Source organism: Halostella salina (genome assembly GCF_003675855.1).
GTDB lineage: Archaea > Halobacteriota > Halobacteria > Halobacteriales > Natronoarchaeaceae > Halostella > Halostella salina.
The window spans coordinates 13,707-27,350 of the sequence record NZ_RCIH01000006.1; the positions used below are offsets into that span (position 1 = coordinate 13,707).

The following is a 13,644-nucleotide window of genomic DNA, read 5'->3' on the forward strand; positions in this document are numbered from 1 at the left end:
ACACGTTCCCGTGCGGTTTCGTGTGGTGTCGAGAAGGGAAACAGTAACAACCGACGACACGCCAAATCACCGGGTACATGGTAGCAGTTGATACCGACTCCGTCGAGGAGCCGGATATCGACGAGTTGGACATCGCCCCGGACGACGGGTGGAACGCGCTGTACGTCGACGGCGAGTGGGCACCAGCCGGCGACCGGGACGTGATCGAGGTCGAGAACCCCGCAACGCGGTCGACCCTGACGACGGTTCCGTCGGCGACCGAGGCCGACGTGGACGACGCCTACGAGGTCGCGGCCGAGGCCCAGGCGGCGTGGGCCGACCGCCCGCCACAGGAGCGTGCGGGGATCGTGAACCGGGTCGTGAGTCTGATCGACGAGTACGCCGACGACCTCGCGACGCTGTTCGCCGTCGAGTGTGGCGGCGTCGGCCTGAAGGCCGGCTTCGAGACCGAACTCGCACAGGGGACGATCGAGGTCGGTGCCGGCCTGGCGATGCGCCGGACCGGCCGCCACCAGGAGTCGGTGACGCCGGGCAAGGAGAACATCGTCGTGCGGGAGCCGGCGGGCGTCGTCGGCGTCATCACGCCGTGGAACTTCCCGCTGTATCTCACCAGCCGGGTCGTCGCACCCGCCATCGCGCTCGGCAACAGCGTGGTGCTCAAGCCCGACGAGAACACGCCGATAACGGGCGGGCTGGCGCTCGCGGCGCTGTTCGAGGAGGCCGGCCTCCCCGACGGCGTGTTCAACGTCGTCCCCGGCTACGGGCACACGATCGGCGACCACTTCTCGGGCCACCCCGTCCCGTCGGTGATGTCCTTCACCGGCTCCTCGGAGGTCGGCCGCGGCGTCGGCCAGCGTGCGATCGGGGAGTACACCGAACCGGCGCTCGAACTCGGCGGGAACAACGCCCACATCGTGCTGTCCGACGCGGACCTCGAACGGGCGGTCGACGCGGGCGCGTTCGGCTCCTTTACCCACCAGGGCCAGGAGTGCATCTCGATCAACCGCCACCTCGTCCACGAGTCGCTGTACGACGACTACGTCGCGGGGCTGGCCGACCGCGCCGAGCAGCTACCGATCGGCGACCCGCTGGAGGAGGGGAACATCGTCGGACCGGTGATCAACGAGTCCCAGCGCGACAAGATCGTCGGCTTCGTCGAGGAGTCGGTCGCGCAGGGCGCGACGGTCGAGGCGGGGGGCGACCACGACGGCCTGTTCGTCGAGCCGACGGTGCTCTCCGGCGTCACGAACGACATGCCGACGGCCTGCAACGAGCACTTCGGGCCGGTCGCGCCTGTCATCCCCTTCGAGAGCGACGCGGAGGCCGTCGAACTCGCCAACGACACCGAGTACGGGCTCTCCGGCTCGGTCCACTCGTCGGACGTGTCCCGGGCCCGGGACGTGGCCGACGACCTGGAGACCGGCATGGTCCACATCAACGACCAGCCGCTGAACGACGAGCCACACGTCCCCTTCGGCGGCGTCGGTGCATCGGGGATCGGCCGGTACAACGACGAGCAGATCCTGGAGACGCTGACAGAACTCAAGTGGATCTCCGTGCAGCGCGAGCCGCGGGAGTACCCGTACTGACCCGACACGGGCGAAAGCCCATCGAGGAAGAACGTCGCCGGCCGGCGTGACACGCCGGCGGCTTCAGGTCCACGTGACGCGGTACGTACAGCGCTGGCCGCCCTCGGCCCGGCATTCGTCGCCGACTTCCTCCACGTCGACGAAGCTGTCGGTGAACTGCTCGGCGACGCCCCGGAGCAGCCCCTGGTCGAACTCGCAGGGGTACGGGTTCTCACACACCATCTTCCCCTCGTTTTCGCTCACTTTCTCGAACTCGTAGGACCCGATGTCGATTCCCCGGTGATTGTGCTGGTACGCCTGGTCGACCGAGCGCAGCGCCTCCTCGACGCCCTCGATGTCCGGGGGGAACTCGACGTGTTCGGGGATATGTCGCCCCATGTTCTGCATACTGCTCTCCCCGTAGTCGTCCCGCATGTCGTACAGCATCGCGAGCGGCACCTTCAGCGGATACCACTCGTCAGGGTCGAGTTCCTCGATGCCGTAGTTCGCCAGCTTCGACTTGGTCTGCTTGCCCATGAAGTCGGTGACGGACTCGCTCGCCGCCACGTACGACATCGGACTCCGCCCGATGACCTCCGACCCGTCGAGGTTGCCCTCGAACCCGGTCCGGTCGGCCACCGTCGGTACCTCGTCGACGCCGTCGTCGCCGTCGTCGGTGTCGACCCCGACGAACCGTTTGATCGTGTCACTGACTCCGGATATCGAACGCCCGAACACCATCGTAAGCACAACGAGACACATTCAGCAAAAATGGCTTATGGCTTCCCCGTGCGCTCGGAGCGCCGTTCGGCCCGACGGGCGACGGAGGCGACAGGATCGTCCCCTGTCGCGAACGCGGCCCGGACGGACGATCGTGTGGGACGCGTTATCGTCCGAAAACCGGTCGAACAGGCCCGTATACCCCCGCTCCGCGCTTCCAAATCGTTTATACAGTTACGTTGTTTAAGCCGCCCTATGGCGAAAGAGCAGAAGGAAGTCCGCGACCTTCAGGAAGGGAACTACGTGATGATCGAGGACGCCGCGTGCAAGATCAACTCCTACAGCACGGCCAAGCCGGGCAAGCACGGCAGCGCCAAGGCCCGCATCGAGGCCGAGGGCGTCTTCGACGGCAAGAAGCGCTCGCTCTCCCAGCCGGTCGACGCGAAGGTGTGGGTCCCGATCGTCGAGCGCAAGCAGGGCCAGGTCGTCAGCGTGGAGTCCGACACCGTCGCGCAGGTGATGGACCTGGAGACGTACGAGACGATCACCATCTCCACGCCGGAGGACGCCGACCTGTCGCCCGACGACGACATCGAGTACCTGGAGATGGACGACCAGCGAAAGATCGTATGATGTTCCCCGGGGCCGCCGCCGACCGCGACGAGGCGTCGTACGTGGTCGTCGGGGCTCCGCTGGACATCTCGACGACGTTCCAGCCCGGCGCGCGGTTCGGTCCGGACCGCGTCCGGCGCTTCGCCGAAACGTACGACGACTTCGACCGTCGAACCGACACCCGCTTTTCCGAACTCTCCGTGCACGACCACGGCGACGTGCGCGCCTGGGACGACGCCGCCGAGTACCTGGAGTACCTCGAGGGCGTGCTGACGGACGTGGTGTGGGACGACGCCGTCCCGCTGACCATCGGCGGCGAGCACACCGTCTCGGTGGCCGGCGTCCGCGCCGTCGACCCGGACGCCGTCGTCGTGCTCGACGCCCACCTCGACCTGCGAGAGGACTACGACGGCAACGAACTGAGCCACGCCACCGCCACCCGCCACGCGCTAGACGTGGCCGACGAGGCCGTGATCCTCGGCGTGCGCACCGGCAGCGAGGCCGAGTGGGAGCGCGCCGCCCGCGACGACGTGACCGTGGTGCCGCCCGAGGACGTGGCGGGGTGGTCGCCCGACTTCGACGAGGAGTCGGTGTACCTGAGCGTCGATATCGACGGCGCGGACCCCGGGTTCGCGCCCGGCACCGGCACGATGGAGCCGTTCGGCATGACCCCCCGCGAGATGCGCGACGCGGTCCGGGCGGTCGCACCCCGCGCGGACGGGTTCGATGTGGTCGAGGTCAACGACCGCGACGACGGCCAGGCGGCGGCGCTCGCGGGCAAACTCCTCCGCGAGTTCGTCCGCGAACACGCCCGGTAGGGGGAGATATTTACGTCGCGCCGGCGAGGCTTCGAACCATGACCCTCTCGTCGTGTTACTTCTGCGGCACGGCCATCGAGGAGCCGCTCGCCGAGTACCCGGTCGTCCCGGACGCGCTCTCGCCCGCGCCCGACGACCAGGTGACCGTCGTCCTCTGTCCCTCCTGCCACCGGAAGCTGTCGACGGTCACGGACCGCGTCGTCGCCGCGGCCGAGAAGCGCCAGCGCACGCTCGACGAGGCCGGCGCAAACGCCGCGGCGGCCGCCAGCGACGAGGCGGGCGGCGGCGACGGGACCGCGGCCGAGGACGAAACCACCGACGGCGATGAAACCACCGCCGGGGCCGACCGGCCGTCGATCGACGAGGGCGCGGCCGCCGACCTGCTCGGCGACGACCCGCTCGCCGCCGGCGAGGCGGACGAACCGGCGGCTGCGGAAGCGGCGGCTGACGCCGACGACACCGACGCGACTGCGGACGCCGAACCGGCCCCGACCGACGAACCGTCCGGCCCCACGGACGGCGGTGCCGGCGGTATCACGGTCGACGACGCCGACGAAGCCGGGACGGACGACGGATCGGCGGACGCGGTGACCGTCGATGCGGGCGGTGGGGCGACCGACGACGCCGACGACCCAACCGGCGGAGCCGGGGACGCAGCCGGTTCCGGGGCGTCCGAGCGCGCGGACCCGACCAGCGCGGGCGACGCGCCGTCGCAGGCGACGTACAACCGAGTGGTTCGGCTCCTGCAGAACCGCGAGTTCCCCGTCGAGCGCGACGAGATAGCGACGGTGGCGATGAACGCCTACGACATCCCGCCGGAGGACTTCGACGCCGTCATCCAGACCGCCGTCAACCGCGGCGTGCTGGCCGAGGACGGCAACTACCTGCAGAAGCCGGAGTAGCGACGAGCGGCGGGCTCCGGGAACAAAACGCCTACGGCGACGGCGGGAGTACCGCCGCGCATGGATCTCACCGCGTTCGTCGACCGGTTCGACGAGGAGCTGCGCGTCGACGACTACGCCGACGTGGACGCCGCCGCGAACGGTCTCCAGGTCGGTCCCGACGAGGGAACGGTCGAGCACGCCGCCTTCGCCGTCGACGCCGCCGTCGAGACCATCGACGCCGCGGCCGACGCCGGCGCGGACGTGCTGGTGACCCACCACGGCGTCTCGTGGGGGGGCTTCGACCGCGTCACCGGCCGGACGTACGACCGGGTCGCGCCCCTGATCGAGCGCGACCTCCCGCTGTACGCGGTCCACCTGCCGCTGGACGGCCACGAGGAGTGGGGCAACGCCGCCGGGGTTGCCGACCTGCTCGGCCTGACCGAGCGCGAACGGTTCGGCGAGATCGGCCCGGAGTACGTCGGGCTGCGTGGGCACGCGCCGGAGCCGTTCGCCGCAGCGGATCTCCGTCGGCAGCTGGACGAGGCGCTCGACACCGGCGGGCGGGACGTGCAGCTTCTCGACTTCGGCCCCGACGAGATCGAGGACGTGGCGGTCCTCACGGGGAGCGGGACGGACTGGATCGGCGAGGCCGACCGGAAGGGCGTCGACGCGCTGATCACCGGCGAGGGCAAGCAGAAGGCCTACCACGAGGCCCGCGAGGCGGGGATCACGGTCGTCCTCGCCGGGCACTACGCGACGGAGACGTTCGGCGTCCGGACGCTCCGGGACGTGGCCGCCGACTGGGGGCTGGAGACGACGTACGTCGACCACCCGACGGGGCTGTAGCCGGGCCGGCCCGGGCGGTCGCCCTCCCCACGGCGGCCCCGGATCGCGGCGTTGAAAGCGCTGGCCCGTCCATCTCGGCGCATGACAGAGGACCACGACGAGCCGGAGCGCGAGGAGTTCGCGCACGACCCGGTCGCACACGCCGAGGCGCGGGCGGGGATGACGGTCGACGACCTCGTCGCGGAGTACGGAAGCGCCGGCATCGGCGCGACGGCGCTCCACGAGGCCGTCGACGTGTACGCCGAGATGCTCGGGAACGACGACGTGACCAACTTCTTCGGGCTGGCCGGGGCGATGGTCCCGGCTGGGATGCGCCGGATCGTCGCGGACCTGATCCGGGACGGCCACATCGACGCGCTGGTGACGACCGGCGCGAACCTCACCCACGACGCCATCGAGGCGATCGGCGGGAAGCACCACCACGGCCGGGACGAACAGCCGGACAAGTCGATGCGCGACCACGACGAGCAGCTGCGGGACGAGGAGGTCGACCGCATCTACAACGTCTACCTCCCGCAGGAACATTTCGCGCTGTTCGAGGACCACCTCCGGTCGCGGGTGTTCCCCGAGTGCGAGGGGACGGTGAGCATTCAGGAACTGACGGCCGAACTCGGCCGGGCGAACGCCGAAGTCAACGACGCGGAGGGGATCGAGGAGGGCGCTGGCATCGCCGCCGCGGCGTACGAGAACGACGTGCCGATCTACTGCCCCGCCGTGCAGGACTCCGTGCTCGGCCTGCAGGCGTGGATGTACTCCCAGACGAGCGAGTTCTCGCTCGACGCCCTGGCAGACATGACGCCGCTGACGGACCTCGCGTTCGACGCCGAGCGGGCCGGCGCGATGGTCGTCGGCGGCGGCGTCCCGAAGAACTTCGTCCTCCAGACGATGCTGGTCGCCCCCTCCGCGTACGACTTCGCGGTCCAGCTGACGATGGACCCGCCGAACACCGGCGGCCTCTCCGGCGCGACGCTCGACGAAGCGCGCTCGTGGGGGAAAATAGAGAAGGCCGGCCGCAACGCCAGCGTGTACGCCGACGCCACCATTACGCTCCCGCTGGTCGTCGCCGCGGCGCGCGAACGGATCGGGGAGTAGACGGACCGGATCGACGGCGCCGGAACGCGGCGGAGCCGACGCGGCCGAACCGCCGGCCTTCCGACCTGTCTCCGGCGGGACCCGTCACCTGACGCACCCGGGAACGTATCCCGTTCGGCGGCCTACGGCGGACAATGTCACAGGAGACCCTCGAAGCCGAGGCCGTCGAGGCGCTCGTCGGCGGGGAGCGGGCCGCGCTGAAACGGATGGACCTCGTCAGCACGCTGCTCGACGACGCGATCCGGATCCCCGGCACCGACTTCCGCATCGGTCTCGACCCCATCGTCGGCGCGCTCCCGGTCGCCGGCGACTCGGTCATGTCGCTGGTCTCGCTGTACGTCGTCCTCGAAGCGGTCAACCTCGGCGCGTCGACGACCCTCGTGGCCCGGATGCTTCTCAACGTCGCCATCGATGCGACCATCGGGTCGATCCCGCTGCTCGGCACCGTCTTCGACGCGGTCTGGAAGGCGAACCGCCGGAACGTCCGCCTCGTCGAGCGCCACGTCGACGTGGGCGGGTAGTCGGTCAGGGGTCGCGGCAACGCCAGTACGAACACGAACAATTATTAAGGATACGCTCGACTGGACGAGTAACCCGATGCTCCCGTCCGTACCGGTACGCGCCTGATCCTTCGACGGCCGTTTCGCCTCCGTAACTGTCCGACCTGCCTGCCTGCCTGCCGCTCCCGACCAGCCCACATGCCCGAGACCACACACCGACCCACAGCGCGTCCCGAGACGGAACCGACCCCGACCGACGAGCGAACCGCCAGCGACGCCGCGCCGGCGACGTTCGACCCGCACTGTACGACCCGCCTGCCGAACGCCGTCGACGGCGAGAACGCGTCGCCGCCGGCCGCGACCGACCGCGGACGGAACGGTCAATAGGCGGGACCCGCTACGTCCGCCCGGCCGATGACGAGGCGACCGGGCCGAGCCGGCTGGCACCCGGCGACGACGAGCCCTATGAGTGCCGAGGCCTTTGTACTGGCTCCCGGGCTACTGGACGAACGGCGGTGACATCGATCTACTCCGCGAGCAGCGTCCCGGCGACCAGCGCGACCGTGCTTACGAGCAGGCCGGGGATGACGGGTTCGACCACGGAGAGCGCAGACGACAGCACGGTATTGCGGGCCAGTTGCCAGCCGAGGACCGTGCCGCCGCCGCAGGTCATCCCCGCCAGTACGCCGGTCTTCGTCGCGCGAGACCAGTACAGCCCGGCGACGACCGGGACGAACAGTGTCCCGGCGAGCAACGACGTGTAGAGGGCGACGATCAGCTGGATGAGTCCGCCGAACGCACCGTCGTCCGGGGTGAGACCAACGACATCGCCGTCGGCGCGTCCGGGACGGTGCTGGAGACGGACGTGCAGGTCGAGACGGTGAAGCGCTCCGGTCCCGAGGTGGTCTGAAGGGCGACGCCGTCGTCACCGCCGACGGCCCGGACGGCTTCCCGGTCGACGGCACGCTCCGGGCGCTGGACGAGGCCGCGATGTACGACCCGGGCACTGCGGGGACGGCGGAGTTCGGGCTGTACGACAGCGGCAACGTCGCGCTCACGCTCGAACCGGCGGCCGACAAGCCTGCGTCGGACTACCTCAGCGCGACCCTTCGGTACGGCGACGACACGAGCGAGACGTTCCACTTCGCGGTGACGAACGTCAACTCGTCGGCGGCCGCCGACGGCTCTCAGGCCGGTCGCGCCGCTGTCGGGCGTCGCGTGCGGCGAAAACAGTTCCGCTCAGTCGATGTGGCCTTCGCGTCGGAGCTGGTCGGCGTCCTGCCCCGTGTAGCGCCACTCGATGTTCGCCTTCTCGTCCTGCCAGTCCCACGGTTCGACGAGCACCACGTCGTCCTCTTCGATCCAGGTCCGGTACTTCATGCGACCGGGGATCCGGCCCATGCGGCTCTTGCCGTCCTCACAGCGGACGCGGACGTGGTTCCCGCCGTTGTGTTCGGTCACCACGGCGAACAGTTCGTCGTCGTCGGGCATTCGGAGATTCCGTCGCCCTGATTCTTCACTCACTACCCGAAGTAGGCGTCGCCCACGTTTAAGAGCTTGGAGAGATGTGTTGACGATCCACACGTTCGCTCGTCAGACGTATGTGTCCCGTGCCCCTACGAGAAGTATGAGCGACGACGATCAGGGGGAGATCCCCGTCACCGCGGACCGACCGGACAGCCCGATCCACGTCACCGGCACCGACCACATGACGCTGATCGGCAGCAACGAGGAGGACACCGTCGAGTTCTACCGCGACCTGCTCGGGATGCCGCTGGTGCTCCGGCAGCCGAACCTCGACGATCCTGACTCGACGCACCTGTTTTTCGACACCGGCGACGGGCGGATCATCACCTTCTTCGTCACCGACGACCGGCAGTCGAACCCGCAGCCACACCGCCACCGGGCGGGGTCCGTGCATCACCTCTCCTTCAGCATCGACGCGGAGCGGTTCGCCGACGTGAAGCAGGCGCTGGACGAGGCCGGGCACGGCTACAACGAGTTCGACCGCGGCATCTTCCACTCGCTGTACACCCGGGACCACAACGGGCTGGTGATCGAACTGGCGACCGACAAGTACGACGTGCCCGACGACCGCCGCGGCGAGGTGCTGGCGACGGCCCAGCGCATCCGCGTCGAGGACGGGTCCGACTTCGCCGAAGCCGAACATCTTGAGGCCGCGCTCGACGAACTCGGCATCGACAGCGAGCCGGTCGAACTGCCCGACGCGCCGACCGGCGCGGGCGTGGAGTGACCGGCGTGGCCGCGGCGTGACCGCCACGCTGGACTGAACACCTGGGTCGATCCGGACGGCCCTGCGGGGTACCGACAGCTTTTCCCGGGCCGCGAGCGACCGGTTCGCCGGCACCGTGAGCACGGACCGGACGGTAGACGCCGACCTGATCGAGGCGTACCGCGAGCGGATCGACCACCCCATCTGGGAGCTGTTCCGACGCTACGGTCGGGGGAGCCGTCGCTGGTTCGGGCTCGGACTGCTGGCGAGCATCCTCGCGCGCTTCCTCTCACTGGTCCCGCCGGTCGTGCTCGGCACCGCGCTGGACGCGGTGTTTCGCGACGACGAGCCGTTCGAACTGCCGCTGGTTCCGGCGGCGTGGCTGCCCGACACGGCGTGGGCGCAGTTCGAGTTCTCCGTCGCCGCGATGGCCGTGGCGATGGTCGGGGCGGCCCTCCTCAACTTCGTCCGGCAGGCGTCGCTCAACCTCTTCTCCCACCGCGTGAAACACGAGGTGCGGACGGCGACCTACCAGCGGATGCAGCGGCTGGACATGAGCTTCTTCAACGAGGTTCAGACGGGCGAGCTGATGTCGATCCTCTCGAACGACACGAACCGGCTGGAGCAGTTCCTCGACGACATGATGAGCCAGGCGATCCAGCTCGGCGTCCTGCTGCTCGGGACCGCCGTCGTCCTCGTCTGGCTCAACGAGCAGCTCGCGGTCGTGACGCTGGTCGTCATCCCGCTCGCCGGGGTCTTCACCTACTGGTTCATGCGGCTGGCGGAGGACCGCTACGCCGACGTTCGCTCCTCGGTCGGCGACCTGAACAGCCGGCTGGAGAACAACCTGAACGGCATCGAGGTGATCAAGGCCAGCAACACGGAGGCCCACGAGGACGAGCGCGTCCGCGAGCACTCCTACCGCTACTTCCGGCTGGACTGGCTCGCCCTGCGGCTGAACTTCGTCTACCGGCCCGGGCTGCAGGCGCTGACCGCCGTCGCGTTCGTCGCGACGTTCGTCGTCGGCGGCGTCTGGCTCCTGCAGGGGCCGCCGGGGCCGTTTGCGGGCGAACTGAGCGCCGGCGACCTCGTCATCTTCCTCCTGCTCACCCAGCGACTCGTCGAACCGCTCGCGCAGATGGGCAACATCGTCGACCGGTACGAGGACGCCCGCGCCTCGACCAAGCGCATCCTCGGGCTGATGGACCTGCCGACCGGGATCGAAGACGCCCCGGACGCGGTCGAACTCGACGACCCCGAGGGCCGCGTCGAGTACGACGACGTGACGTTCGGCTACGACGAGTCGTCCGTCCTGCGGAACGTCGACTTCGACGTCGAACCCGGCGAGACGGTGGGGCTGGTCGGGCCGACCGGCGCGGGCAAGACGACGGTCGTGAAGCTCCTGCTGCGCCTGTACGACGTGGACGACGGCGCGGTCCGGGTCGACGGCCACGACGTGCGTGACGTGACGCTGGAGAGCCTCCGCGACGCGATGGGCTACGTCGGGCAGGAGAACTTCCTGTTCGACGGCACCGTCCGCGAGAACATCCGGTACGGCGAGTTCGACGCGAGCGACGAGGCGGTCGTCGAGGCGGCCAAGCGCGCCGAGGCCCACGAGTTCATCACCAACCTCTCCGACGGCTACGACACCGACATCGGCGAGCGCGGCGTGAAGCTCTCCGGCGGCCAGCGCCAGCGCGTCGCCATCGCTCGGACCATCCTCCAGCGCCCGTCGATCCTGATCTTCGACGAGGCCACGTCGGCGGTCGACACGGAGACGGAACTGCTGATCCAGCGGTCGATCGACGAACTCGCGGCCGACCGGACGACGTTCGTCATCGCCCACCGGCTCTCGACGGTCCGGGACGCCGACACGATCCTCGTCGTCGAGGACGGCGAAATCGTCGAGCGCGGGAGCCACGACGAACTGATCGACGCGGACGGCCTCTACAGCAACCTCTGGCGCGTGCAGGCCGGCGAGATCGGCGACCTCCCCGACGAGTTCGTCGAGCGGGCGAGCGAGCGCGTCGCGCAGGGACCCCTCGACGGCGGGGAGGACTGACGGCGGGGGTCACGGACCGACCGACGGATCAGTTCAGCGCGTCGACCTCCTCGGTGAGGTCCTCCGGGGCGTCGACGGGACCGTTGACGAACATCCCGTGGCCCATGATGGCGACCGCGACCAGCCCCGACGCAATGACCGCGAGCTGGAGCGACAGCGCCGTCAGGAGGCCGACGACGGCGCCGACGGCCATGCTCCCGCCGACGCCGAGCAGGACGAGGTCGTAGTACTGCCAGGTGTAGGCCATACGCACCCTACGGGCTCCGGACGGGAAGCGTTGTGGGTCGGACCGCGTTCGGGACCGACGGGAAAAACACTTGTCCGACATCCGGATAATGGCCTGTATGTCCCGCTGGTCCCGCAGGCACACCCTCCACTGCTGTGCCGGCCTGCTCGCGGCCGCCGCCGGTTGTAGCGATGCGGACCGGAGCGACCCGCCGACGACCTCCGGCGAAGCGGTCGACGGCTACGAGACGCACTCCCTCCGCTCGGACGGACGGATCGTCGCCGACGAACGCGACGACGGACCGAACGGGAGGGTGACGCTCAACACGCTGCTGCAGTCCCCCGACCACTCGCTCCGGTTCGTCGCCGAACTCGACGGCATCGACGCCGCGCGGGCGTTCGTCGACGAGACGCGGTTCGGCGAGGGGTCGGTTCTGGTCAGCCAGGGCAGGATCGGCGACTGCTACCGCCGGGAAGTCGCGTCGGTGAGCCGCTCGGACGGGTCGTTCTCGGTCGACTTCTGCGATGTGGTCCGGGACGCCTCCGTCGCCTGTTCGGAGGACGAGACGGCGGTGCAGGCGACGTTCGTCCGGCTCCCGTTCGCGTTCGAGAACGGGACGGAGAGCTACTCGGTCGGGTCGGGCGGCGACTGTCGTCGGGCCGTGCGACCGAACGGAGGTGAACGGGCGTGAGCGGCAGCCCTCCCACGACCGACACGACCGTGGACGGGGAGCGGACGGCCGCGGCCACGGGCCGTCGCAGGTTCCTCGCCGCCGCGGGAAGCGCCACCGTGGCCTCAGTGTCGGGCTGTTTCGGTCTCTGGAGCGACGACGCCGACGCGCCGTCGTACGACGCCGACGCGCTCCGGTCGGTCGCCGCCCTGCCGACGCCGAAGCTTCCGGAGACGCTGCCGGTGTCCCCGACGCCGACGTACCGCGAGGAGGTGCGGGAGCGCGTTGCCGCTCTGCTCGAGCCGATCCCCGAGCCGCTCGCCGCCGAGGACGTTCCCAACGAGGCCGTCCGGACGCGTATCGCCGAGGAGCGCGACCGCGCCCGGTCGGCCCTCGACGACTCCGTCGACGCGGCGACACCCCTGTCGGCGCTCGGATCGCTCCGGTACGCGCGCCACAGCGCCGCGGACGCGAGTGCGGTGTACGCCGCCGGTCGGGACGAACTGACGCTGGCGGCGGTGCTCGACCGCCGCGAGGCAGTGCGGTCGGAGCTGGACGACCTCCGGGACCGGTTGACCTACGAGGGCGGGGACCCGGTCGCGGCGCTCGCCACGTTCGCCACGGTCGAGCAACACGTCGCCCGGGCGGCGGACATGCTCGACAGGGCCGACGAGACACACGAGTCCGGCGTCTTCGCGGTCGGCGATGCCGCCGGAACGGTGGAGTGGGCACGCGCCCGCGTCTCGGACGCGGCCCACCTCCACGGCCGCTACGTGGCGACGGTGGACGAGCCGATGGAGTGGCGCGACCGCTTCGTCGAGGTTGGCCGCGCGCTCGCCGCGGACGCCCGCGCCCGCTTCGGCGACGTGTCGAGCGGCTACGCCGAGGACCCCGACGGGGAGTTCGACCGCGACATCGCCGACGCGCCCGCCGAGGACGTCGTCCGGGACGCGTACCTCGCGGCGGACTCGGTCGCGACGACGGTGCCCGACCCCGCTGACCGCCCGGCGTTCGCCGCCTTCGCCGGGGCCGCCGCCGACCGCGACCTGCGCGCGTTCGAGCGGGTCCGGTCGTCGATCGCCGACGGGGCGTACCAGCGACCAGAGTCGGTCGCCGCCGTCCGGACGGCGAAGCTCGACGCCGTCGAGGCGGTCGAGCGAGCCCGGGCGGACGACCCGCTCACGCGGCGGCTCCTCCGACCCGCGGCGATCGACCTCCGGGGCGGGGACCAGTACCTCGTGCGGTTCGGCGACGTGAACGACAACCCCGCCGACGTGGCGAACGCGTTCGCCGAGTACGCCTACGCCGCCGCACGCGCCGAGGCCGCCCCCGGCGCGGCCGCGCGCCTCCGTGGCCTGCTCCGGGGGGCGTCGGACGACCCGGACCACTAAACGGTCCCCCGTGGTACCACGT

Annotated in this window: 16 protein-coding genes; 13 read left to right on the forward strand and 3 right to left on the reverse strand. The window is 70.2% G+C overall.

Features of this window, described 5'->3' with window-relative positions; all coding sequences use genetic code 11:
• Nucleotides 1-77: 77 nt before the first annotated feature.
• On the forward strand, nt 78-1,589 hold the full coding sequence (locus tag D8896_RS12240; protein WP_121822394.1) for an aldehyde dehydrogenase family protein: 1,512 nt from the start codon (nt 78-80) through the stop codon (nt 1,587-1,589).
• Nucleotides 1,590-1,652: 63 nt separating this feature from the next.
• On the opposite strand, the gene D8896_RS12245 is transcribed toward D8896_RS12240, so the two are convergent.
• Nucleotides 1,653-2,309, reverse strand: a complete 657-nt coding sequence (locus D8896_RS12245) for a 4-vinyl reductase (protein ID WP_205596822.1) — start codon at nt 2,307-2,309, stop codon at nt 1,653-1,655.
• Nucleotides 2,310-2,543: 234 nt separating this feature from the next.
• On the opposite strand from D8896_RS12245, the gene D8896_RS12250 reads away from it, so the two are divergent.
• The 8 genes from D8896_RS12250 (at nt 2,544) to D8896_RS19430 (ending at nt 7,950) form a co-directional block, all read left to right on the forward strand.
• Nucleotides 2,544-2,921 carry a translation initiation factor IF-5A gene (locus D8896_RS12250; RefSeq protein ID WP_121822395.1) on the forward strand — a complete coding sequence of 126 codons (378 nt, stop codon included), beginning with the start codon at nt 2,544-2,546 and terminating at the stop codon, nt 2,919-2,921.
• Complete coding sequence (gene speB / locus D8896_RS12255) at nt 2,921-3,718, forward strand: agmatinase (RefSeq protein WP_121822668.1); 798 nt, start codon at nt 2,921-2,923, stop codon at nt 3,716-3,718. Before D8896_RS12250 ends, speB begins: the two co-directional genes overlap by 1 nt.
• 38 nt (nt 3,719-3,756) lie before the next feature.
• Nucleotides 3,757-4,620, forward strand: coding sequence for a hypothetical protein (locus tag D8896_RS12260; RefSeq protein ID WP_121822396.1), 864 nt, complete (start codon nt 3,757-3,759; stop codon nt 4,618-4,620).
• Nucleotides 4,621-4,680: 60 nt separating this feature from the next.
• Nucleotides 4,681-5,448, forward strand: a complete 768-nt coding sequence (locus D8896_RS12265) for a Nif3-like dinuclear metal center hexameric protein (RefSeq protein WP_121822397.1) — start codon at nt 4,681-4,683, stop codon at nt 5,446-5,448.
• Between the two features lie 81 nt (nt 5,449-5,529).
• Entirely contained in the window at nt 5,530-6,540 is a 1,011-nt protein-coding gene (locus D8896_RS12270; RefSeq protein ID WP_121822398.1) for a deoxyhypusine synthase, read from the forward strand.
• A 134-nt stretch (nt 6,541-6,674) separates the two neighbouring features.
• Nucleotides 6,675-7,061, forward strand: coding sequence for a DUF4112 domain-containing protein (locus D8896_RS12275; protein WP_121822399.1), 387 nt, complete (start codon nt 6,675-6,677; stop codon nt 7,059-7,061).
• A gap of 177 nt (nt 7,062-7,238) precedes the next feature.
• Nucleotides 7,239-7,427 (forward strand): hypothetical protein, encoded by a 189-nt coding sequence (locus tag D8896_RS12280; RefSeq protein ID WP_121822400.1) that lies wholly within the window; start codon nt 7,239-7,241, stop codon nt 7,425-7,427.
• A 94-nt stretch (nt 7,428-7,521) separates the two neighbouring features.
• Complete coding sequence (locus D8896_RS19430) at nt 7,522-7,950, forward strand: hypothetical protein (protein WP_162991550.1); 429 nt, start codon at nt 7,522-7,524, stop codon at nt 7,948-7,950.
• A gap of 329 nt (nt 7,951-8,279) precedes the next feature.
• On the opposite strand, the gene D8896_RS12290 is transcribed toward D8896_RS19430, so the two are convergent.
• Nucleotides 8,280-8,564 (reverse strand): translation initiation factor eIF-1A, encoded by a 285-nt coding sequence (locus D8896_RS12290; RefSeq protein ID WP_121822402.1) that lies wholly within the window; start codon nt 8,562-8,564, stop codon nt 8,280-8,282.
• 103 nt (nt 8,565-8,667) lie between these two features.
• On the opposite strand from D8896_RS12290, the gene D8896_RS12295 reads away from it, so the two are divergent.
• Nucleotides 8,668-9,294, forward strand: a complete 627-nt coding sequence (locus D8896_RS12295) for a VOC family protein (RefSeq protein ID WP_121822403.1) — start codon at nt 8,668-8,670, stop codon at nt 9,292-9,294.
• A 115-nt stretch (nt 9,295-9,409) separates the two neighbouring features.
• Nucleotides 9,410-11,335, forward strand: coding sequence for an ABC transporter ATP-binding protein (locus D8896_RS12300; protein WP_121822404.1), 1,926 nt, complete (start codon nt 9,410-9,412; stop codon nt 11,333-11,335).
• A gap of 28 nt (nt 11,336-11,363) precedes the next feature.
• Here D8896_RS12300 and D8896_RS12305 read toward each other — a convergent pair whose 3' ends face one another.
• The gene (locus tag D8896_RS12305; protein ID WP_121822405.1) at nt 11,364-11,582 is read right to left on the reverse strand and encodes a hypothetical protein; all 219 of its coding nucleotides are present in this window, start codon (nt 11,580-11,582) and stop codon (nt 11,364-11,366) included.
• Nucleotides 11,583-11,679: 97 nt separating this feature from the next.
• Between D8896_RS12305 and D8896_RS12310 the strand changes: the two genes are divergently transcribed.
• Both D8896_RS12310 and D8896_RS12315 read left to right on the forward strand, forming a co-directional pair.
• Entirely contained in the window at nt 11,680-12,252 is a 573-nt protein-coding gene (locus tag D8896_RS12310; RefSeq protein WP_121822406.1) for a hypothetical protein, read from the forward strand.
• Complete coding sequence (locus D8896_RS12315) at nt 12,249-13,622, forward strand: hypothetical protein (RefSeq protein ID WP_121822407.1); 1,374 nt, start codon at nt 12,249-12,251, stop codon at nt 13,620-13,622. Before D8896_RS12310 ends, D8896_RS12315 begins: the two co-directional genes overlap by 4 nt.
• Nucleotides 13,623-13,644: the final 22 nt, after the last annotated feature.